This window comes from Pseudomonadota bacterium (genome assembly GCA_016719885.1).
In the GTDB taxonomy this organism is placed as follows: Bacteria; Pseudomonadota; Gammaproteobacteria.
In genome coordinates, this window is sequence record JADJYF010000014.1 from 70,650 (window position 1) to 92,483 (window position 21,834).

Annotated in this window: 15 protein-coding genes and 1 pseudogene; 1 reads left to right on the top strand and 15 read right to left on the bottom strand. The window is 66.0% G+C overall.

The features are described from left to right. Nucleotides 1-73: 73 nt before the first annotated feature. The 15 genes from IPM80_15450 to IPM80_15520 form a co-directional block, all read right to left on the bottom strand. Nucleotides 74-619: a hypothetical protein gene (locus IPM80_15450; GenBank protein MBK8959772.1), complete on the bottom strand. Its 546-nt coding sequence runs from the start codon at nt 617-619 to the stop codon at nt 74-76. After that, nucleotides 616-1,374, bottom strand: coding sequence for a hypothetical protein (locus IPM80_15455; GenBank protein ID MBK8959773.1), 759 nt, complete (start codon nt 1,372-1,374; stop codon nt 616-618). The genes IPM80_15450 and IPM80_15455 overlap by 4 nt, the downstream gene beginning before the upstream one ends. Beyond that, complete coding sequence (locus IPM80_15460; protein ID MBK8959774.1) at nt 1,371-2,756, bottom strand: hypothetical protein; 1,386 nt, start codon at nt 2,754-2,756, stop codon at nt 1,371-1,373. Before IPM80_15460 ends, IPM80_15455 begins: the two co-directional genes overlap by 4 nt. Continuing rightward, nucleotides 2,753-3,559, bottom strand: coding sequence for a prepilin-type N-terminal cleavage/methylation domain-containing protein (locus tag IPM80_15465; protein ID MBK8959775.1), 807 nt, complete (start codon nt 3,557-3,559; stop codon nt 2,753-2,755). Before IPM80_15465 ends, IPM80_15460 begins: the two co-directional genes overlap by 4 nt. Continuing rightward, nucleotides 3,556-4,758, bottom strand: coding sequence for a type II secretion system F family protein (locus IPM80_15470; protein MBK8959776.1), 1,203 nt, complete (start codon nt 4,756-4,758; stop codon nt 3,556-3,558). The genes IPM80_15465 and IPM80_15470 overlap by 4 nt, the downstream gene beginning before the upstream one ends. 17 nt (nt 4,759-4,775) lie before the next feature. After that, complete coding sequence (gene tadA, locus IPM80_15475) at nt 4,776-6,470, bottom strand: Flp pilus assembly complex ATPase component TadA (protein ID MBK8959777.1); 1,695 nt, start codon at nt 6,468-6,470, stop codon at nt 4,776-4,778. A 19-nt stretch (nt 6,471-6,489) separates the two neighbouring features. Further along, nucleotides 6,490-7,083 carry a prepilin-type N-terminal cleavage/methylation domain-containing protein gene (locus tag IPM80_15480; GenBank protein ID MBK8959778.1) on the bottom strand — a complete coding sequence of 198 codons (594 nt, stop codon included), beginning with the start codon at nt 7,081-7,083 and terminating at the stop codon, nt 6,490-6,492. Between the two features lie 348 nt (nt 7,084-7,431). Further along, nucleotides 7,432-8,643 (bottom strand): LLM class flavin-dependent oxidoreductase, encoded by a 1,212-nt coding sequence (locus tag IPM80_15485; GenBank protein MBK8959779.1) that lies wholly within the window; start codon nt 8,641-8,643, stop codon nt 7,432-7,434. A gap of 274 nt (nt 8,644-8,917) precedes the next feature. Next, the gene (locus IPM80_15490; protein MBK8959780.1) at nt 8,918-10,435 is read right to left on the bottom strand and encodes an AAA family ATPase; all 1,518 of its coding nucleotides are present in this window, start codon (nt 10,433-10,435) and stop codon (nt 8,918-8,920) included. A 109-nt stretch (nt 10,436-10,544) separates the two neighbouring features. Then, nucleotides 10,545-11,369 carry an enoyl-CoA hydratase/isomerase family protein gene (locus IPM80_15495; protein ID MBK8959781.1) on the bottom strand — a complete coding sequence of 275 codons (825 nt, stop codon included), beginning with the start codon at nt 11,367-11,369 and terminating at the stop codon, nt 10,545-10,547. Nucleotides 11,370-11,446: 77 nt separating this feature from the next. Next, nucleotides 11,447-14,524 (bottom strand): hypothetical protein, encoded by a 3,078-nt coding sequence (locus tag IPM80_15500; GenBank protein MBK8959782.1) that lies wholly within the window; start codon nt 14,522-14,524, stop codon nt 11,447-11,449. Between the two features lie 315 nt (nt 14,525-14,839). Further along, nucleotides 14,840-15,991 carry an enoyl-CoA hydratase/isomerase family protein gene (locus IPM80_15505; GenBank protein ID MBK8959783.1) on the bottom strand — a complete coding sequence of 384 codons (1,152 nt, stop codon included), beginning with the start codon at nt 15,989-15,991 and terminating at the stop codon, nt 14,840-14,842. A 176-nt stretch (nt 15,992-16,167) separates the two neighbouring features. Further along, nucleotides 16,168-17,454 carry an MFS transporter gene (locus IPM80_15510; GenBank protein ID MBK8959784.1) on the bottom strand — a complete coding sequence of 429 codons (1,287 nt, stop codon included), beginning with the start codon at nt 17,452-17,454 and terminating at the stop codon, nt 16,168-16,170. 94 nt (nt 17,455-17,548) lie between these two features. Beyond that, nucleotides 17,549-18,538 carry a cyclase family protein gene (locus IPM80_15515; GenBank protein ID MBK8959785.1) on the bottom strand — a complete coding sequence of 330 codons (990 nt, stop codon included), beginning with the start codon at nt 18,536-18,538 and terminating at the stop codon, nt 17,549-17,551. Nucleotides 18,539-18,628: 90 nt separating this feature from the next. Then, nucleotides 18,629-20,620 carry a DUF3574 domain-containing protein gene (locus IPM80_15520; protein ID MBK8959786.1) on the bottom strand — a complete coding sequence of 664 codons (1,992 nt, stop codon included), beginning with the start codon at nt 20,618-20,620 and terminating at the stop codon, nt 18,629-18,631. A gap of 126 nt (nt 20,621-20,746) precedes the next feature. Between IPM80_15520 and IPM80_15525 the strand changes: the two are divergent. Then, nucleotides 20,747-21,834: pseudogene (locus IPM80_15525) on the top strand (ionic transporter y4hA).

Consider the following 21,834-nt stretch of genomic DNA (forward strand, 5'->3'; position numbering starts at 1 on the left):
GCGCTATCGGCGCGGGCGGGGACAAGCTTTAGGGCTGACGCTGGCGGGAATGCGGACCGGCGCGGCGGACCAATCAGCGGGCGGGAAGTCTCAGCAGCAGCGGTTCGCCGGCATCGGCGCCACGGCCGAGGGCGACGGAGGTCGGATCGATCTTCAGCACCGGTCGGCCGCTGATCTTGTCGCCGACCCGCACCATGTGGCCGTCGATGACGGCGATCTGGGCCGACGGCGTGCTGAGCACCGCTTCCAGCAGCGGCACGGCCGGTACGGCTGCAACGACCGGTTCGACGACCGGTGCGGGTGCCTCGGGCACGCTCACCACCGGCACATTGAGCGCCGGCGGCCCGAAAGGGTCGCGCACCGGCGCATGCTCCCAGCGCAGTTCGGTGGCGCGGCGTGGCCTGTCGTCGCCAGCTTCGATGGCGAGCAGGTCGGCGCCAGCGGTTGCATCGCCGGGCGACGAGGCATCCGCGGGCGCGGCGCTCACGGCTACGGGCGGCGGTTCGCTGCTGGCCATGTCGGCGGGGAAGAACATCGAGCGCATCTCGACCCACCACAGCGCCGCCATGCCGACCACCAGCGCGCCGACCACCCACGGGTTACGCAGCCACTTGTTCATGGTTGACTGCCGTCCACGGCGGCCTGGGTGCCGGCCAGCGATGGCGGCGCCTGCTCGCCGGCGCCATCCTCGCCGTCTGGATTGGATGCCGGCGTGCTGTCGAAGCCGGCGCGGGTGCGCATCCACACGCGGTATTCGAAATTCATGCGCGTGAGCCCTTTGCCCTCGCTCTCGCCATAGGCCGCCACCAGTTCGCCGGCCCACGGCGCTTCGCTCAATTGACGCAGCAGGGTCAGGCCTTCACCGAACACACGCGCGTCGCTGCCCTCGTGGGCCTGCACGCTCAGCAACAGCGGCACCGCGAGCAGGCCGGGACGTGCCTCCATGCGCTGCTCTTCATTGACGGTATAGGTGAGATCGATGGCGCGCGCCGCGCCGCGCGCCTGCAACTCGTGCAGCCAGGTGGCGAGCGTGCCGTAATCGGGAATGAGCTTGCGCTCGGCGGCGTCGATCTTGTCCTCGAGATGCTGGTATTGCAGGCGCAGCACCGTCGCTTTCAGATCTTCCAGCGACAGGCGCAGGCTCACTTCGCGCTGGATGGCGCTGTTGAATTCATTGGCGGTCTGCAACTGCACCAGCACCGTCCAGCAGGTCAGCGCGATGGCCGCGCACAGCAGCACGCCGAGCAAGGCCTTGGTGTAGAGATTGCGCGCGAACCAGTCGGCCGCTTCGCTGACGCGCTGGGCATTGCGGATGCGCCAGTTGGCGACCGGCGCGGCCCGTCCGTCACGGCGGCGATCGACGGCGGTGGTCATTGCAGTTGTCCGCGCATGGCGAAGCGGATGGGGCCACTGGCGGCCGCGCCGCTGCGCAACTGTTGCAGCCAGGTCTGGCGCCAGGCCGGGTTCACATGCGCATTCCACGGCGCGCGCTCGAGCGTCGCGCTCAAACCTTCGAGCGTCGGCAGCGTCACTTCCAGGCGCGTATCGGCCATGCCTTCCAGGCGGAAATCCCAGGCCTCGTCACCGCGCCGGATGCTGGCCTGGGTCAAGGTCAGGGACGCAGGCAGATCCTGCGCCAACTGGTGCATGAAGCTCGCCGGCAGCGGCGCCAGCGCGGGCGTCAGTTGCTGCAGGCGTTCACGCTGCGCCATGAGATTGGCGTAGTCGGTATCGAGCTGCGCGCTTTCCGCTTCCAGCGCCGGCAAGGCCGCCATCGCCAGCGCGCCACGGCTCGCCACGCGCGCATTGAAGTGCGTGACCCACGCCACGCTGACCAGCGCCACCGCCCACATCACGGCGGCAGCCAGCATCGCGGCGCGCGTCAGCGCACGTTGCGACAACGCGCGTTGCCGGAAGCGCGGCACCAGGTTGCCGAGCGGCGCGAGATCGACACGGGCGGCGGCGCGCGCCCAGGTGAATTCGAGATCGTCCACCGCCACGTCACGCAGCGGCATTTCGAGCGCGGGGCCGACGCGCGCCGGCAGTTCGGCGTCGCCGGCGAAAATGCAGGTGGCGTCGATCGATTTACCAATCTTCTGCTTGGCAAACAGCGCCGTGCGATTGGTTTCGAGCAGCACGCGTTCGTCAGGGGAATCGTGCTCGCCGATCACCACGGTGCGCGCGAACACCACGCAGGCATCGGCACGCACCACGCACAGCATCGCGCGTTCGCGCAGGACCACCGTGGCAATCACCACGTCCTGCGGCGTCTCACAGGCCGGCTGCGCCATGCGTGCCACCAGCTCGGCCAAGGGCAGCACCGAGCGCACCTGCAGGAAATGCTCTTCGCAGATGCGGATCATGGCGTCGACGATGCGCTTGGGCGCGAGATGCAGCAGCACGGTGCGGCCGGTCTGCGCACGCTCGTCGGCGATCGCGCGATAGGTCCACGCCGCCGGCTCACTGAAACTCTTGTCGGCCTCCACGCGCCGCGCCACCATGCGTTCCAGATCGGCCGCCGAGGTCGGCGGCGCTTCGAACGACAGGTGGCCGCTGTCATCGTTGGCAAACACGATGGCTATCGGCCCCGAGGGCAAGGCCAGCGCGGCATGCGCGGTGCTGACCGCCTCGGCGAAGGCGGCCAGCGTATCGACGCTCTCGGCGGCGTGGTAGACCGCCACCACCTTGCCACGCTGCAGTCTTACGGCGCGAAACTCGCCGAACACCCAGCTGATGACGCCGACCAGTTTGCTCATGGCGCGCTCCACGACCACACCGGGGTGGCGCCGCCCGACGACACGTAACTCAATTCACGCGAACCGTTGACCAGCACCGCGCGTTCGAGCGCGCCCGTCGGGAACGGCGGCTTGCGCAGCGACACCTTGCTGCCCTTGATGAGATAACGCGTGACGCCCGTGCCGCCGCCGGCGCCGACCGCCGGCAGCGATATCGCGCCACCCGCCTCGATGCTGTAGCCGACCGCGCTGGTGAACTGGTTGGTGAGCAACACCGGCACGAAAGTGCTGCCGAGATGCATGCGTTGCACGCGCACGCGCGCACCTTCCTTGACGGTCGCGGCGGCGGTCTGGTTCCAGATGGCATTGAAGGCGGCGGCGGTGGTGGGCGCGGCCGGCGCGTTACGCGTCAGGTCAGACACGATCATGATGCGCGGCGAGAATGGCGCGCTGGTGCGCCCGCTGGTCTGGGTATAGCCGGCAAAGGCCGTGGCGGTCGCGGTGAAGAAGCGCGGGTCGACGTAGTAGCCGCGCGTGAAGCCGCGCTCGTTGAGATTGATCTTGTTGCTGCTCATGCTGGTCACGCCGGCCAGCGCCGCGACCCAGCCGGCGGCATTGGGAATGCGCTTGTTGGTGCTGGTATAGGTGTCGAGCGCGCTGGCAAGCGTGGTGAGATCCTTGCCCTCGGCGTCCATCACCGCTTCATCGACGGTCTTGACCACGTTCGGCACCAGCACCGCGGCCAGCGTCGAGATGATGGCCAGCACGCCGATCATTTCGATCAGGGTGAAGCCGCCGTGCCTGCGAGTGATGGCGCGGTTCATCGGCCGAGACCGCCGATCATGCTCATCAGGGGCAGGAAGATGGCCATGGCGACGGTGCCGACCAGGCAGATGAGGGTCAGCATCACCAGCGGCTCGATGATGCCGAACAGCTTCTTGATGCGGCGCGGGATCTCTTCGTCGAGGTGATGGGCGACATGGCCGAGCGCATGTTCCATGCGACCGGTCTCCTCACCCACGGCGATCATTCTTACCAACATGCCGGGGATATCGGCGTGTTCGCGAAATGCCGTACTCAGCACCCCGCCCTGCAGCACCACGTTGAGCGCCGCGCCCACCAGTTCGCCGTACACGCGATTGCCGAGCGAGTGCTGGCACAGGCCGAGGGCGTCGGTGATGGGCACGCCGGATTTCAACAGCAGGCCGAGCTGATGGGTGAGACGCGACAGGCAAATCATGCGATTCAGCCTGCCGAACACCGGCATGCGCAGTTTCAGCCTGTCGAAGGCAAAGGCCAGCGTCGGTACGCGGTGCAGCGCCGTGCGCACGCCGACGAACGCCAGCGCGATGCCTGCCAGCGTGACCAGCCCGTAGTTCTGCGCGAACCCGCCGATGCCGATGACGATGCGAGTGACCAGCGGCAGCTCGAGGCCGAGCTCGGTGAGGATGGCGGCGAACTTCGGCACCACGAAGCCGAACAGCAGCATCATGAAGGCGATGAGCACGCACAGCACCACGATGGGATAGGTGCTGGCCTGCTTGACGTCCGCCATGAGGCGCCCCAGCCATTCGAGATAGCGCGCTATTTCGCGCAGCGACTCGGCGAGGTTGCCGCCGTACTCGCCGGCCGCGATGGTGTTGCGGATCTGTTCGTCGAAGATCTTAGGATGACGCGCCAGGGCTTCACCGAGGCTGGTGCCGGTTTCGACGTTGAGGCGCACGTCGGTCAGCACGCGCTTCAAGCCTTGTTCCTCGCTCTCGCTTTCCAGCGTGCGCAGCGCCGACACGATGCTCAAGCCGGCATCGAGCAGCACCGCGAGATTGGAGAACAGCTCGGCGAGATCGGCGCGCTTGACGCGCGACACTTCGCGAACTTCGTCGGGCTTGCAGGTCTTGGCTTCGATCAGCCAGTAGCCGATGGTTTGCAGCTTCTCCGCCAGCGACTGCTCGTCGACCGCGGTCAGCGTGCCGGCCACTCCATTGCCGTCCCGGTCGATGGCGCGATAGGCGTAGTTGAGCATGGCGCGCGACTCGTCGGTCAGCGCACGACGCGAACCAGTTCATCGAGCGTGGTGAGGCCGGCGCGCGCCTTGGCGAGACCGTCTTCCAACATGCTCTGCATGCCGCTGTCGGCAGCCAGTTGCCGCAACTGCGACAACTCCACGCCCTTCAGGATGGGCGCATGGAAACGCTCGTCGACGACCAGCACTTCGTAGATGGCGACACGTCCGCGATAGCCGCTGTTGCGGCACAGGTTGCAGCCGGCGCCGACCCACAACGGCCCGACTTCGTGCGTGCCTATGACGTTACTCAGGCGCGCGTATTCCTCGGCGGGGTTCTCCACTTCGGTCTTGCAGCCGCTGCAGATGCGTCGCACCAGGCGCTGGCCAACCACCGCCGACAGCGCCGAGGTCAGGAGATAGGGTTCGATGCCCATGTCGACCAGGCGCGGAATGGCGCCGATGGCGTCGTTGGTATGCAGGGTCGACAGCAACAGGTGACCGGTCAGGGCCGCGCGCACCGCGAGCTGGGCGGTTTCGGCGTCGCGAATTTCGCCGAGCAGGATGACGTCCGGATCCTGGCGCAACAAGGCGCGCAGGCCCGAGGCGAAGGTCAGGCCGATATCCGGCTTGACCTGCGTCTGGCGGATCAGCGGCAGGCCGTATTCAATCGGGTCTTCGAGTGTGAACACGCTGAGCTGCATGGCGTCGACCTGGCCGAGCACGGTGTACAAGGTGGTGGTCTTGCCGCTGCCGGTGGGGCCGGTGACCAGCACCATGCCATGCGGGCGCGCCACCGCTTCGAGCAGGCGCTCGGCGCTGGCCGGCGAGAGACCGAGCTGATCGAAATTGACGTGGATGTTGCCCTTCTCGAGGATGCGCATGACCAGGCTTTCGCCGTACTGCGTGGGCAAGGTGGAGACGCGCAGATCGACTTCGCGTCGCCCGAATTTGAAATTGATGCGGCCGTCCTGCGGCACGCGCTTCTCGGACACGTTGAGGCCGGCGATGACTTTCACGCGCGCCGCGAGCGCCGGGCCCAGCGCCACCGGGATCAACACTTCCTGGCGCAGGATGCCGTCGACGCGGATGCGCACGCGGATGATGCGCTCTTCCTGTTCGAGATGGATGTCGGTGGCGCGCGCCTTGACGCCGAGCGCGATGATTTCCTCGACCAGGCGAATCATGCCGCTGGCCTGCGCGTCGTCCTCGTCGCTGTCACCGACGATACCTTCGCGCATGATGGCGTCGATGGTTTCCTCGATGGAACTGCGCTGCGCGTAATGGCGTTCGATGGCGTCGACGAGATCCGCCTCGGGCGCGGTGGCGACATCCAGACGCAGGCCGGTGGCGCGCTCGAGCGCGTCGATGGCGACCACGTTGAGGGCGTTGGAGAGCACCACCGTCAGCACGTCGCCGTCGCGACGCAGCGGCAGGGCGCGGTGGCGCTTGGCGAGTTCGTGCGACACCAATGCCAGCACGGCATCGTCGACCACTGCGCTGGCGACGTCGACGACTTCGGAATTGGCCTCGTCGGCCAGCGAACTGGTGAGCGCCTCGGCGGTGACGAAGCCCAGCGCCACCAGGCTTTCGCCGAGCATCATGCCCTGGCGTCGGCCTTCGCGCAGGGCGAGGTCGAGCTGCGGGCGGGTGATGACGCCCGCGGCCAGCAGGCGTTCACCGAGTGGCCGCTTGCTGCCCGCGGCCGGTACCGCGTGTAGAGGTCCGTTCATCGGGCAGCCCGCGTGGGTCTTAGTTGGACGCGATGTGCACGAACAGCACGACGTTGGTGGCGGTCGCGGCAGGCGCGGCGCCGGTGCTGGTCTTGACGCGGCCGCCGGTGAACCAGGCCTTGCCGCCGGTGGTCACCGAGCCGTCCTTGTCCAGCGCATCGCTGACGCGCATCGCCTGGTCGGCGGTCAGGCCGTCGACCTGGATGAAGGACGAGGTGCCGGTGGTGTCGGCCGTGCCGTTGCCGTCGAAATCGAACTGGTTGGCGGCGGCGGTACCGGTGGTGACCAGCAGGTTGCTGGCGGGCTTGAATTCATTGACCAGTTCCTGGCCGAGGTACGGGCCCTTCCAGCCGGCCACGGCGGTGCCCTGGCGAATGAGCTGGTGCTGGTTGGCATTGGCCGACAGGCCGTTGTGGATCGGGAACTGCCCGGTGTCCTTGTAGTAGGACGTCACCGCGGTGCGGATGGTGGACACGTCTTCGACGAAGGCGCTGACGCGCGATTCGCGAATGGCCTCGAAAATACGCGGCGTGGCAACCGCGGCCAGGATGCCGATGATGGCGAGCACGCCGATCATTTCGACCAGGGTAAAGCCACTCATTTTGGACTTCATCGCGACAATCTCCGTTTCGTGGTGACGGCCCACCGGCCGCCATGCTGGGCTTGGGAACATGCGGAAGGTCTTGGTGTAGCGAGGGCGTTTGCGAGGGTGAATCTTGCGGTCACCACCCAGGAGCGGGGTATTACCTACCTTCCCTGGCGCTCGGCGCGCTGCCTGTGCCGTCCGTGGAAGAAGTAGCGGCCGGATTGGCGGACGACTTTAAGGGGGATTTGACCGGCATCGGCGCCGTGGCGGGGCGGGCGCGCGAGTGAGTAACGGGGATGGGAAACGGGAAACGGGCGGCACGGCGCCGCCGTCGGCAGCAGCCATCGCGCCGTGACGCGATGGCTGCCGGAAGCCTCAGCCGGCCGACTTTTGAGTGGCGTTGAAGTACGCCAGGTAGTCGGGCGAGAGCTTGTCGACGCCCTTGGCCGCCGCGTGCTCGGCGATCTTGGCGCCGACCGCCGCGTTCAGCTCGCCCTTGAACACGTCGTTGTTTTCGCGCAGCCAGTCTTCCGACGCCTGGCGATTGACGTTGAGCTTGTTGATCTTGGGGATCGCGAAGCGCGCGATGAGTTCGTAGGAACGCTTGGTCTCGGCCCAATCCGCCCAATGGTGGTTGAGATCGAGGAAGCAACCGAAACCGCCCGACTGCTGGTTGAGCCTGTCTATCTGGGCGACGAAGTCATCGGGCGTACCGATCACGGCGAAGCCGGTCTCGATCATGTAATCGACCGGGTCGACGCCGGGCGGCGTGCCGAGCGGCAGGGCCGCGACCTTGGACATGTAGTCGATCCAGCGCGCGAGGCCGAAACGCACGTTGGCGCGCGCCTTGTCGCGGGTCTCGGCGACGTGCACCGGCCCGACCAGGCGCCAGCCCGAGCGGTCCATGCTTTGACCGTGTTCGCGCGCGGTTTCCTCGGCGATGTCCCAGTTGGCGCCAAGCGCGTTGAAGGCACCGGTGGAGGTCGCGCCGATCGACAGCAGGCTCAGGCCGAACTTGCCGGCCGCACGCGCGCCGGTCGGCGAAACCTGGTTGGCGACCGCGATCTCGACGCCGCTCGGATTGTAGGACGGCATCATCAGCGACGCGTTCTTGAGTTCGAACCAGTCGGTCTTGCAGTTGACGGTTTCACCGCGCAACAGCTGCACCAGCGGGCCGATGGCCTCTTCCATGCGATCGCGCACACGCGGCGTGGGAATGGCCTGCATGTAGGCGTCCGACGGCAGCGAACCGGGACCGACACCGAACATCGCGCGACCACGGGTCATGTAGTCGAGCTGGCGGATGCGATCGGCCAGGATCAGCGGATGGTGATAAGGCAGCGAGGAGACGCCGGTGCCGAGACGGATGGTGCGCGTGCGCTGCGCGGCGCCGGCGATGAACAGTTCCGGACTCGCGGTGATTTCCCAACCACCGGAATGATGCTCGCCGATCCAGGCCTCGTCGTAGTTGAGCTTGTCCATCCATTCGACGAGTTCCATGTCGTGCTCGAGCGCAAGAATCGGATTCTCGTCGGGGGGCGTGTGGGGCGGAATGAAAGCACCGAATCTCAACCGTGATTGCGCCATGGGGCTACTCCTTGTGTGAGCAGATGGGGATCCACTTCGTCGCGCGGAACATCGCCGGCCACGCACCGGCGTGGTAAGACCGCGCGTTCGCGCGAGGGGAAGTGAAACTGTGGATACAACACCGCAGCGCGGAATGCCCCGCGCATGGGTACATGGCGCGAGAATATCCGGCCCACCGCGTGAAATCGAGAGGACGAGCCCAAGTTGGCGCAAGCCCTGCACGGCGTAGCGCGGCACGCTCCCCTTTCGGGGAGGGGTTTCGGGCGGCGCGCCCTCAGTCCGCGGCGACGGTGCGGCCGTCGGCCCAGGCGCGCAGGGCCGCGACCTGCTCGGCCATGACCGCGGACAGGGGCTGGGTGGCCGCCATCTGCGCGAGCAGCAAGGCCTCGTCGACGGCCACTTCACGCGCCTGCGCGGCGTAGCGCGCCGACACCACCGCCTGTTCGATTTCAGCGCCGGAGAAACCCTCGCTGTGGGCGGCCAGGGTATCGAGATTGAATTGCGCGGGCGGCAGCGCGCGGCGCGCGAGATGGATGGCGAAGATCTCCTTGCGCGCCGCGGCGTTCGGCAGGTCGACGAAGAAGATCTCGTCCATGCGTCCCTTGCGCAGCAGCTCCGGCGGCAGCTCGGCGATGTTGTTGGCGGTCGCCACCACGAACACCGGCCGATGATTTTCCGCCATCCAGGTCAAGAGCGTGCCGAGCACGCGCCGCGAGGTGCCGTTGTCGTTGTCACCGGTGGCGATGCCTTTCTCGATTTCGTCGCACCACAAGACGCAGGGCGCGAGCGTTTCGGCGGTCGCCAGCACCTTGCGCATGTTGGCCTCGGTCTCACCGAAGTACTTGTTGTAGAGCACGCCGAAGTCGAGGCGCAGCAGCGGAATATTCCACACGCCCGCGACCGCCTTGGCGGCGAGACTCTTGCCGCCGCCCTGCACGCCCAGCAGCATGAGACCGCGCGGACGATCGACGGCGGTGCTGTCCTTGAACGCCACGTGGCGTTCACCCAGCCAGTGCTTCAAGCGATGCAGGCCGCCGATGTCGTCGAGGCTGGCGGTATCGAATTCGAATGACAACAGACCGTCGCCGCCCAGGATCGCGTAGCGCGCCGCCGACACCGCGCTGACATCGCTGCGCGTGATTGCGCCGTCATCGCGTATGGCGGTGCGAATGAGGCGACGCGCATCGGTGCGCGTGAGTCCACCGAGATTATCGACCAGCGCGCTGACCGCGGCCGCTTCGGCGCGCACCTTGTTGTTGCCACCGCGTGACGCCCACAGCTCGGCTTCCTCGGCAATCATGCGCGACAACTCGATGCTATTGGGCAGCGACAAATCGAACGCCACCGCGAAGGATTTCAGTTCGTCGGGCAGACTGAGCGCGTGGCTGATGAAGACCAGCTTCTGATGACGCACCTCGTAGTCCTGCGCAATCTCCTTGATCAGGCGCACGTGCACGGGGTTGTCAAAAAAAGGATGGAAGTCGAGCAATAGGATGAGCCCCGCCTGGCGCGAGCCACGGATGGCGCGCAGCGCGGTCTCGGGATCGCTGACGGCCTTGCGCGTGGCGTTCGGCGTGGTGTCGTCGACCAGGCGCAGCTGATCGGCGCTGAAGAAATCGGCGCCGAGCAAGGTGACCAGGCCATCGGTGACCGACCAGCGCGCCAGCGACACGTCGAGACCGTCGGCGAGCGTACGCAACAGCCCGATGACGCGCGGCTCCTCGCAGGTCTCGATGGTGATCAAGGGAAAGCCGCCAGCCACCAGCAGCCTTAAATCGTCCCTGTCGGTCATGGATGAGATCCTATGTTTGGCCCTTCGTGCACTGTAGGTGCGAATTCATTCGCACACTCATCTCATGTGGCTCGCCACTCATGGCCTGCACTGTGCGAATGAATTCGCCCTACTTCTTGGTCCGGTAATCACCGAAACCCTGGTCGCGCTTGGTGAGCGCGGAATTGAGATCGGCGCGCAGCTCCTGCATGTGGGCCTGGGTGGAGGCCGTCATCATGCCCATCTGCTGCAGTTCGGTGCCGGCGCGAATGCCGGCGCGCAGGCCCATGGCCTCCATCTGGCGATGCACCGCGCGCTTGTTGATCTGCTGGATGTCGGCCGGGATGCGCGCCACGCGCTCGGCGATGGCCAGCACTTCCTCTTCGAGCTTGTCGACGGGAAAGGCGCGATTGGCGAAACCGCATTCGACTGCCTCGAGACCGCTGATCGAATCGCCCGTCAGCATCATCTCCATGGCGCGCCGCATGCCGACCAGCCACGGATAGAACTGGTTGTCCGGCGGGCTCATGGAGCGCACCGGCGGATAGCCGATTTGTGCGTCCTCGGCGACGTAGACCAGGTCGCAACCGGTGGCGAGTTCGGTGCCGCCCGCCAGGCAATAGCCGTGCACCTGGGCGATGAGCGGCTTGGACAGGTCCCACATGCGAAAGCAACCTTCCACCACGTGGCGCGGCCAGTTGCCGAGCCCACCGGCGGTATGCCAGGGCTGCCCTTGGTGCACGTCGGTCTTCAGATCGTAGCCGGCGCTGAAGCTGGTGCCCGCGCCGCGCAGCACGATGACGGCCACGCTGTCGTCGCGGTCGGCCTGCTCCAGCGCGTCGAACAGTTCGCCACGCAGGGCGTTCGACAGCGGGTTACGCTTGTCGGGGCGGTTGAGAGTGATGCGACGGATGCGCGGGCGCGGTTCGTCGCAAAGAATGAATTCGTAGGCCATGGCGGGCTCCCCCTGTCTGGCCTCGAATTAGAACCGTCGCGGAGTCTCCTGCGCAAGGCGTGCCGACATCGGCACGCCTACGCCGCGCGGCGGCGGCGCGAACCGACAGCCAGCGTCGCCAGTCCGCCCAGCAACAACCAGGCCCCGCCCGGCAGCGGCACCGCCGAGGTCACCGCTTCGGTCACCCGCAGCAGCACGCGGTCGTTCAGTGCGTCGTACACCACGTCAAAGGCGCCGCTGCCGAAACCGGTCATCACCACGCTGGCGAAACTGCCCGTCAGTTGTCCGACCGCGTCGAGGATCAGGATCTCCTCGCCCACCGCGTAGCTGCAGGCGGCGAAACACGACAGCCCCAATGTGCCGCCCAGGCTGGCGTTACCGCTGACCAGCAACAGGTCATTGCTGAAGGCATTCTCGAGTTCGATATCGAGCGTGCCTAGCGCCGACTGTTGCAGCGAACCGTTGATGTTCAGCGTGCCGGGTGACGCCCCCGGCGCGAGATGGCCGTTGTTGAACAAGGTGCCGCTGACACTGAAGGTCGCGGTTCCCCCGAGCGTGCCGTCGTTGACGAAGTTCGCCGGCAGTTCCAAGGCGCCGGCATGCACCTCGATGGTACCGGTGTTGGTCAGCGCCAGGGTGGCAAGTGAACTGGTACCGGCGCCCGCCGATTTGACCAGCAGCCCGCCATTGTCGAAGCGCGCCTGGCCACCGAAGTTCCAGGTCAAGTCCGCATCACCCATGATTTCGAAACGTCCGTTGTTCACCAGGCGCGATCCATTGCCGCCTTGCAAGGACGCAGCGCTGTTCCAGGCGATGGTGCCATTGTTCACCAGCAGCGAGCCGACCTGGCGCTTGGCGCTGACCGTGGTGGCATCGAAAGTCGCACCGGCGCGGATCTCGAATTGACCGGTCAAGTCACCGGCCAGCCAGTGGACTTGGCCGCCGAGACGAGCGAAGGACGCCGGCGAGCCATCACCACCGGTCTGGGTACCCGCAACCAGGTGCAGGTCGTCGGCACTGATGTTGTCGACGAATCGTGCATTGCCGGTGACGCGGTTGAGACCGGCAAAGCGCGTACCGTCGTTGAAGCGATTGCTGGCACCGGCGTACTCGATGGCGCTGCCGGCGACGGCCTCGAACAGGCCACCATTACTGGTGAGCGCAATGTTGCCGATGCTGAGCGTCGCGCCATTGGCGGCGCGCACCGTGCCGCTCGCGGCATTGATGAGCTGGTGCTGGCCGCCGAAGTTCCAGTTGAACAGGGCACTCGCGGTCGCCTCGATCAGCGCGTTGTTGGTCATCAGCGAACCATTGCCGCCCTGCCACTGCTGCGTGTTGGCCCAGCGAAACGTGCCGTTGTTGAGGATGTCGGAACCGACCTGGCGTTTGCCGGCAGCGCCGCTGGCGGTGAAGGTCGTGCCCGACATGATTTCCCACGCGCCGGCCAGGTCACCGCCTTCAAAACCGACCGCTCCAGCCAAACGACCACGCGACCCGACCGTGACACCATCGCCGCCCGTCTGCGTGCCGCTGATCCAACGCAGATCGTCGGCAGTGATGAGATCAACGAAGCGGGCGTTGCCGGTTACGCGATTGAGCCCCAGGAAGCGCGTGCCGCCATTGAAGCGGTTCGAGGAGCCCGAGTATTCGATGGCGCTACCAGCGCTTGCTTCGAACAAGCCGCCGTCGCTGGTCAGCGCCAGGTTGCCGATGTTGAGACTGGCGTTGTCGGTCGCGCGTACAGTGCCCGAGGCGGCATTGCGCAATTGGTGCTGGCCGCCGAAATTCCAGTTGAACAGCGCGCTCTCGGTCACTTCGATCAAGCCGTTGTTCGTCAATTGCGAGCCATTGCCTCCTTGCAACTGCTGCGTGGAAGCCCAGCGTAAAGTACCGTTATTGATGATGTCCGAGCCCACCTGGCGTTTGACCGTCGCACCACTGCTGGTGACGGTCGCGCCCGACTTGATCTCCCAGGCGCCCGCCAGGTCGCCCCCTTCGAACAGCACCGCGCCGGACAGTCGCGCGCGCGAACCTGGCGTCACACCGTCACCGCCGGTCTGGGTGCCGCTCGCGAAGCGCAGCTCGTTGGCGCTGATGTCGTCGACGAAGCGCGCATTGCCGGTGACACGATTGAAGCCGACGAAGCGGGTGCCGTCGTTGAAGCGGTTGCTTGACCCTGCATAGTGAATAGCACTGCCGACGCCGGCCTCGAACAAGCCGCCATCACTGACCAGTGCAATCTCACCGATGGTCAGGGATGCATTGTTGACCGCGCGCAGCGTGCCGCTGGCCGCATTGAGCAATTGGTGTTGGCCGCCGAAATTCCAGTTGAACGTCGCAGTCTCGGTCGCCTCGAGCAGGCCATTGTTGGTGAAACGAGAACCGTTGCCGGCCTGCCACTGCTGCGCGCTCGCCCAGCGAAACGTGCCGTTGTTGACGATCGTTGCCCCCACCTGGCGCTTTACCGCGGCGCCGGTCGCGGTGGTCGTGGTGCCGGCGGCGAGTGTCCAATCGCCGGTCAAATCGCCGCCGCTCCAACCCAGTTGTCCGGCGGACAATCCCGCGCCACCGGCAAACACCGCGGCAGTGCCGTTGTTCGAACCACCGGTGAAGGTGAGATTGTCGGACTGAAAACTGCCGCTGAAAGCGGAGTTACCTGATATCTGCACCTGACCGGCACCACTGAAGCGGGAGCCATCGTTGAAGATGTTGTTGCTGCCATTGAACACGATGGTGCCGGTCTGGGCATCGATGAGGCCGCCATTGTTCTGGAACTGCCACGTACCGACATTGGTGGTGGTACCCGCGGACTTGGAAAATGTGCCGGCATTGACGAACACCGCTTGACCACCAAAGGCCCACACCAGCGTGTTGCCGTCGGACGCCGAGCGCCACTCGCCATGGTTGGTGACGACCGCGCCATTGCCGCCCTGCAGGGCATCCGCCTGCCATTGCACCAGGCTGAGGTTGGTGAATGTACTGCCGACGAAACGTTTGGCGCTGCCCGCGTTGATTTGCAAATCGTCGAGCGCCGTCATCGGTTCCGGCGCGGTGACACCGGTAATGAAATCGCCCCCGTTCCAGTTGAACGTGACCGCCAACGTGAGCGCCGGGAACAGTGCGCTGGCGACAGCGGCGGCGAGGTGGAAAGTCATTCGTTTGTCTTGCCAGGTCTGCATACATCCCTCCCGCACTATCCATCAGTGTCACTCTGACGCGCGGCGACGCCACGCTCGGCAAGTGTCGACCGCATTGAACATGAGCGTAGGTGAGAAAGTGCCGGCGTGCCGCAGGCGGCGCCGGCCGGATTGTTAAATTCCATGGCGGCGCGCCGCGCGAGCACACGGGCCTCGCGCCCGAGTTGGCAGCAAAAACCGGCACATAGATAGACTTGAACAGGACGCCGGCCGTTGCCCGACAAAAGTCGGGCCGGCGCCGATGCAGCGATTGCGTGAACTACTTAACGCAATTCAAGTGCCTAGGTCGGCCAATGGATGTTCCGCGGCCGGCCATGGACTGGCGAAGAAACCGTCTATCCAGTCGTCGGTGACGTCGGCGATTTTCGCCGGCCGCCACTTGGGCTGCTTGTCCTTGTCGATCAAGAGCGCGCGGATGCCTTCGGCGAGATCGGGCCGCGCCGCACAGGCCAGCGACGCCACCAACTCGGCACGGAAGACCTCGGCCAGCGAGGCCAACTTCAAGCGTCGTTGCAGGGCAATGGACAACACCGCGGTGGTCGGCGACCCGGCGGCCAGGGTCGCGCTTGCGCGTTGCAGCCATTCATTGTCGGTGGCGAGGCTGGTGATGCGATGGATGATGTCCGCCGGCTCATCGCCGCGGCACAGCGCGTTGATCAGATCAAGATTTTCGCGCAGAGGGCCCGGCGCGCCCGGCGCTTCGCTGAACGATTGCAGCAGGCGCGACAGGTCGCGCCGATTGCTTGCCACCTCACCGTGCCAGGCGTGAGCGACGAGGGTTTCCATCAACACCGCCTTGCGCGCGTGGTTGACGTGGTAGTCGGCGAGGCCAGCGAAGATGGCATCGCCGGGGCCGAGCTGCGCGGCGGTCAGCGCCAGGAACAGGCCGGTGCGCCCCGGCGCGCGCGCCAGGAACCAGCTGCCGGCGACGTCGGCGTACAGGCCGATGTTGATCTCCGGCATGGCAATGCGCACTTCGCCGGTCACCACGCGATGACTCGCGCCCACCATCAAACCCATGCCACCGCCCATCACCACGCCATGGCCCCAGCACAGCACCGGCTTGGGATAGGTGTGGATGAGATAGTCGAGGCGGTATTCGCGCGCGAAGAAATCGAGCGCGTAGTCGTTGGCGCGAATGTCGGCGCGACGCGGAGAGTCGCGATGCGCAAGACACGCGGCATGCAGGCGCGTGAGATCGGCGCCGGCACAGAACGCGCGCTCACCGGCGCCTTCCAGCATCACCAGCACGATACCCGGGTCCGCCGCCCACGCCGGCAGACGTTCGGCCAGGAGGTCGATCATGTCGAGCGTCAGGGAATTGAGCGACTTCTCGGCATTCAGGCGCGCGACGCCGATGCGTTGACCACCGGCGGTCGGGATCTCTTCGAACAGGACGGCAGAGGAAACGGGTACGGACACGATGGCGGACCTTTCACATGCGTTGGGGAATGGGAATTCTATGGCGAAGCTCGGGGGTGAGTGAATGATCGTGAGGGTGGGGATGGAAGGCGTGGGCCGCTTTTGAATGTCAGGCTGAAGCCTGACCCACAAGGATGGCTTGCCGGTTGCGCTGTTGGTCGTGGGTCAGGCTTCAGGCTTCAGCCTGACCGTGCGCCACGCGCTGCCGGCGCCGGCGCAATCGCCAGCACCGCGAATGCCGCCAGCAGGCAGGCCGCACCCGCCGCCAACAAAGCCGGCGTGTAGGTGAGCAACAGCGTGCGCGTCAAACCGGCGCCATAGGCGGCGGTGGCGGCGCCGAGTTGATGGGCGGCGAATACCCAGCCGAACACCATGCCGGAGCGTTCGCTGCTGAAGTGTTGCCCGACCAGCTTGACGGTCGGCGGCACGGTGGCTATCCAGTCGAGTCCATAGAACAGCGCGAACAGCGACAGGCCGTACAAGGTGAAGCTCGAATGGGGCAACCAGAACAAGGACAGGCCGCGCAGGCCGTAATACCAGAACAGGAGTTTGCGATTGTCGACGCGGTCCGAGAGGTAGCCCGACAGCGTGGTGCCGACCAGGTCGAACAGGCCCATCATCGATAACACCGAGGCGGCCGGCACCGCGGCCAGACCGTAGTCGCCGCACAGCGAAATGAAGTGGGTCTGCACGAGGCCATTGGTGCTGAGCCCGCATACGAAGAAGCTGCCGGCCAGCAGCCAGAAGCTCGGCACGCGGCACGCATCGTCGAGCGCGGTGAACGGCGCATGCCAGGGTGGCGGCGTGCCGGCCGGCGCGATGCCGGCGCCGGGTGCATCGCCATAGGCATCGAGGCCGAGCTCGTGCGGATGATCGCGCAGCAGCAGGGTCACCAGCGTCGCCACCACCACGCAGGCGATGAACACCGGGATCACCGCGTAACGCCAGCCGTGGTGCTCAATCAACCAGGCGGCGATCGGCAGAAACAGCAACTGGCCGGTGGCGGTGGCGGCGGCCAGCACGCCCAGCACCAGCCCGCGCCGTGCCGCGAACCAACGATTGGCGACCATCGCGCCGAGCACCATCGCCGTGAGCCCGGTGCCGCAGCCGAGCACCACGCCCCACAGCCAGAACAACTGCCACAGCGTGCCGATGCGCGTGGCCAGCACCATCGCGATGGCAATCAGCATCGATGCCGTCACCATCACGCGGCGCAAACCGAAGCGCAGGATGAAGGACGCGGCGAACGGCCCGAGCAGGCCGAAAAGCGCGAAACGCACCGCGAACACCGACGAGATCTGCTCGACGTTCCAGCCGAATTCGTTGCTCAAGGGCCGCAGCATCGCACCCGGCAGACCGAGAGCGGCGGACGTGGTCATCATGGCGCAGAAAGTGACGGCGGCAACCACCCACGCGTAGTGAATGCGGTGGCGCGCCAGGGTTCGGGACAGTGACAGTGCAAACATGACGGCGCGCAGTGTGCACCGCCGCGCGCGACGACTGAAATGGATAATCGAGAAGGCGGATATTCAGTGCGCGAATACCCGCCCCTGTGCGCCCCTAAAGGAGCGCGATGATGCGCACCGGCGAGCCGGTCGCGCCGCGGAACTTGGTGGGAAGGATGACGATGGTCGACTGCCACAGCTTGCGCTCGACGATTTCGTCGGTCTTGACGTTCTCGATGATGTAAATGCCCTGGCGCGTGATGAGATGCTGATGCACGGGGAAGATGACCTTCGGGTCTTCACAGGGGAAGACTTCGAGCGCCATGTTGTCGGCGCCGACCGCCACCACTTCGTGCGCTGCCAGCCATTTCGAGGCTGCCAGGCCGATGCCCGGATAGCCGTGCGCGTAGGTCACCGGGTCGCTCCAGAACTTGTGTCCCCAGCCGGTATGGATGATGACGATCGAGCCCTTCTCGATGCTGACCTTCTGGCGCTTGAGCGCGCCTTCGAGATCGGCGGGCGTGATGGCGTAACCAGGTTTCAGGAACTTGGTCTTCTTGTAGCCAGCGACGTCGATGATCACGCCGCGCGCGATGAAGGGCGGCGCCTTCTCGATGCCGGCGTGACACAGGCCGAAATCATCCGCGCCTACCGGCGCCGGAATGCCGCCATAGAGTTCGGCATGGATGGTGGCGTGTCCGAGCGCATCGATATGGGTGCTGACGTGGGTCGTCATTTCGATGCGTTCGAGATAGAAGCCGATGCCGTTCTCGGCGCCGAAGCCGTTGCGGATCATGCGTTCGCTGTTGGCCGAGGTGCTGGAGAGCGTCATGACATAGGGCAACTGGATGGGCGGAATGCTGGGGTTGCCCATCGCCACGTCGTGGGAGAGATCGATGATCTCGCCCTTCTTCACCTGTTCGAGCGCGGCGAGGATGCTGTCCGGCGTCATGAGATTGCCGGCGCCAATCTCGTCGCCCTCGCCCCACACCCAGTGATCGGGACCGAGGTCGACCGGGCCGGCGAAGGTGGACGTGGCTTTGCGCCGCGCTTTGGGCGCGGGCTTGGTTTTGGCTTTGTTGGGAGATTGCTTGCGGGTGGCCATGCGGGTCTTTTGGTCCTGTGCGGGATGAAGATGGCGCGATTGTCCCATTGATCGGGACGTTTTCGCAGGTGCGAATTTTTGGCGCGGCGCTCAGAACGATACGCAGTCCACGCCGTCGACGCGCATCACCGACTGCTGCTTGAAGCGCGCCTTGTAGGCGGCGCGCACCGCCTCGATGTCGGCGTCGCGGCTGCGGGCGGGCGAATACCACAGCATCAGCACGCGTGAGGGCTCGCGACTGATGGCGCCATCGGGCCGTCGCCATTGGCCGCGCCCGGACAGTTCGGTCAGGCCTTCGGGAAAGCGCGGCGTCACTTCATCGTCTATGAATTTCGACCACTCGGCATCGGGCAGCGGCTGACCGTCGGCGAGCGCGGCGCCGAAGAACAACTGCACGCGCGCCATCAGGCGCGCCGGCTTGGCGCATTCGGCGGCCTGGCTTGCGTTGCCGAAGCCGATGGCCGCGAGCGTGACGATGGCGAGCATGGTTTCACGCTGCAAGGACAACAGGCCGACGAGCATCGCCAACACGGCATAGGCGGCGGCGAACTGGTAGCACAGCGTCCGTGCCACGCCGTCGAGGTGCCAGGGCAGGTACATGCCACCGCCCGCCTCCACCGAGTGGATGATGCCGAACAGCGTGAGCAGGGCCGCGACCACCAAAGTCATGACCGCGGCGACGTGGCGCCGGTCGATGAGCGCGACGAGAAATCCGCCCCACAGCATCGAGGTGATGATGAAGCCATTACCGAGGGCAACGATCAGCGCGAGTTCCGGCAACCCATGGGACTGGTCGTGCATGAGTTCATCGAAACGCGCGGGCGACACGTAGTTCGGATCGCCGAGCTTGATGGCGAGCAGGCGCGCAATGGCCGGAAAGAAACTGAAAGCAACCGCCGTGGCATGCTGCGGCGGACTCGCTTCGAACGCCTGGCTGGTCATCTCGATGGACACGAACACCAGGATCGGCGCGAGCACCGCCAGCGGCAGTACTTCGACCAGGGTGGAGAGGTAGCCGACCACGCCGCCGACACCGATGAAAACACCGGTCAGCAAGGTGTAGCCGGCCCGCGCGCCCATCTTCTTGTAGGCTGGATGACCGATGTAAGGCGTGGTCTGCGCGACGCCGCCACACAGGCCGGCGACCAGTGTCGAGATCGCTTCGACCAATAGAATGTCGCGGGTGTTGAAGTCGTCGCCCGCGGCGCGTGCGCTCTCGGCATTGTTGATCCCGCCTATCACCATCAAGAGGCCAAAGGGTAGGTAGAGCGGCAGGTAGGGCACGGTGGAAGCGATTCCATCCATGAAAGCGAGGGTTGGCACGGGCAAGGCGAAGCGCAACTCGAGCGCGGCCGGCGCGTGGAAGCCGGGGCCGATGAGACCGAGCGGGCCGAGCGTGTAATAGAGTGCGGTGCCGAGCAGGAAGGCCGCGAACACGCCGGGCACCTTGCCCGGCAGGCGGCCGCGCGCCACCACCACGTAGAGGATGACGCCGAGCGTGGCCATGCCGACTATCGGCGCGCTCAGCACTTCGAGCATGGGCAGGAAACCGATGAGCATGAGCGCGATGGCGGCGATCGCGCCGAGCAGGCCGGCGCGCGGCACCGCACGGCCGATGGTCGCGCCCACGAAGGCCAACACGAATTTGAACACGCCCATCACCATCATGCCGGCCATGCCCAAGTGCCAGGTGGCGATGGCGGCGGCGTGTTCATCGAGCCCCTGCTGTTTGAAGGCAACGAAGGCCGGCCCCAACAACAGGAATGCGAGAACGATGGTGGTGGGCGTAGCGATGCCGAGCGGCATGGCGGTGACGCTGGCATTGCCGCTGCGCCGCGCGAGACGCACCGCCATCCAGGTGTAGAGCAGATCGCCCACCAGCACGCCGAGCGCGGTGCCGGGGAACATGCGGCCGAACACCACGTCGGCCGGCATCTGGTAGACGCCGACCAGCACCGCGGCGAGAAATCCCATGACCGCGAGATTGTCGACCATGAGACCGAAGAAGCCGTTGATGTCACCGGCGCTGAACCAGCGCGGTGCGTCGGCGACAGAACGGGAGGCTTTCACGGGCTGCGTCATCACGCGCTTCCAGGACGGGACGAGGCAAACATGCCACGCCCTCCGCGGATTGGCCATGGGCGGATGTGGGCCGGCGGCGGCGCTGACATAATCACAGTCCTTGCAACGATGGCCCTCGACTTTCCGATGAGCACAACTTCTCATCCCGCCGCGTTCTGGACGCAGGTCTTGGTGCCGGGCCTGGCTTGCCTGCTACTGGCGCTGGTGTGGGGCCAGGCGCTGGACGGGCTGCGCATCGCGCTGGTGACGGTGACCTTGCTGGCGACGGTGCTGGTGGCGGTCCACCATGCCGAAGTGATCGCGCTGCGGGTCGGCGAACCCATGGGCACGCTGGTGCTGGCGCTGGCGGTGACGGTCATCGAAGTCGCGCTGGTGGTGGCGCTGATGATGTCGGGGGGAGAGGCGGCGGCGGCGCTACCGCGCGACACGGTGTTCGCCACCGTCATGATCATCTGCAACGGCGTGATTGGCCTGTGCCTGTTGCTGGGCGCGTTACGCCATCACGCACTCGAATTTCGCGTGGAAGGCACGACGCCGGCCCTGTCGGTGCTGGCCACGCTCACCACGCTGACGCTGGTGCTGCCGTCGCTGACCTCGACCACGCCGGGGCCCACCTTGTCGCCCTCGCAGATGGTGTTCGCGGGCTTGGTGTCCCTGACGCTCTACGCGGTTTTCATCTTCGTGCAGACGGTGCGCCACCGCGATTATTTCCTGCCGCTCGACGGCGGCAATGAAGACACGGCTCGCCGCCGCCCGGCAATGCCATGACGGCGGCCAGCTTCGTGTTGCTGGTGATGGCGCTGGTGGCCGTGGTCGGCCTCGCCAAGCTGCTCGCGCCGACCATCGAGTCGCAGGTGGAACAGGCCGGTGTGCCGCACGGCGTGGTCGGCATCAGCGTCGCGCTGATCGTGCTGCTGCCCGAGACCTGGGCGGCAGTGCGCGCGGCCCTCGGCAATCGCATGCAGACCAGCTTCAACCTCGCGCTGGGCTCGGCGCTGGCGACCATCGGCCTGTCCATCCCGGCCGTGGTGGTGACGGCCATGGTGTTGGACATGCCGCTGACCCTCGGTCTCGGCAGCAAGGAGACGGTGCTGCTGGCGCTGACGCTACTGATCTCGACCATGACCTTGTCGCCGGGGCGTGCGACGGTGCTGCAGGGCGCGGTGCACCTGGTGTTGTTCGCGGTCTTCCTGTTTTTGTCGGTGGTGCCGTAG

What these genes read in the sequence shown, in the direction of transcription:
- IPM80_15450 (MBK8959772.1), bottom strand. Translation starts at nt 619, where the DNA reads ATGAACAAGTGGCTGCGTAACCCGTGGGTGGTCGGCGCGCTGGTGGTC.
- IPM80_15455 (MBK8959773.1), bottom strand. Translation starts at nt 1,374, where the DNA reads ATGACCACCGCCGTCGATCGCCGCCGTGACGGACGGGCCGCGCCGGTC.
- IPM80_15460 (MBK8959774.1), bottom strand. Translation starts at nt 2,756, where the DNA reads ATGAGCAAACTGGTCGGCGTCATCAGCTGGGTGTTCGGCGAGTTTCGC.
- IPM80_15465 (MBK8959775.1), bottom strand. Translation starts at nt 3,559, where the DNA reads ATGAACCGCGCCATCACTCGCAGGCACGGCGGCTTCACCCTGATCGAA.
- IPM80_15470 (MBK8959776.1), bottom strand. Translation starts at nt 4,758, where the DNA reads ATGCTCAACTACGCCTATCGCGCCATCGACCGGGACGGCAATGGAGTG.
- tadA (MBK8959777.1), bottom strand. Translation starts at nt 6,470, where the DNA reads ATGAACGGACCTCTACACGCGGTACCGGCCGCGGGCAGCAAGCGGCCA.
- IPM80_15480 (MBK8959778.1), bottom strand. Translation starts at nt 7,083, where the DNA reads ATGAAGTCCAAAATGAGTGGCTTTACCCTGGTCGAAATGATCGGCGTG.
- IPM80_15485 (MBK8959779.1), bottom strand. Translation starts at nt 8,643, where the DNA reads ATGGCGCAATCACGGTTGAGATTCGGTGCTTTCATTCCGCCCCACACG.
- IPM80_15490 (MBK8959780.1), bottom strand. Translation starts at nt 10,435, where the DNA reads ATGACCGACAGGGACGATTTAAGGCTGCTGGTGGCTGGCGGCTTTCCC.
- IPM80_15495 (MBK8959781.1), bottom strand. Translation starts at nt 11,369, where the DNA reads ATGGCCTACGAATTCATTCTTTGCGACGAACCGCGCCCGCGCATCCGT.
- IPM80_15500 (MBK8959782.1), bottom strand. Translation starts at nt 14,524, where the DNA reads ATGACTTTCCACCTCGCCGCCGCTGTCGCCAGCGCACTGTTCCCGGCG.
- IPM80_15510 (MBK8959784.1), bottom strand. Translation starts at nt 17,454, where the DNA reads ATGTTTGCACTGTCACTGTCCCGAACCCTGGCGCGCCACCGCATTCAC.
- IPM80_15515 (MBK8959785.1), bottom strand. Translation starts at nt 18,538, where the DNA reads ATGGCCACCCGCAAGCAATCTCCCAACAAAGCCAAAACCAAGCCCGCG.
- IPM80_15520 (MBK8959786.1), bottom strand. Translation starts at nt 20,620, where the DNA reads ATGACGCAGCCCGTGAAAGCCTCCCGTTCTGTCGCCGACGCACCGCGC.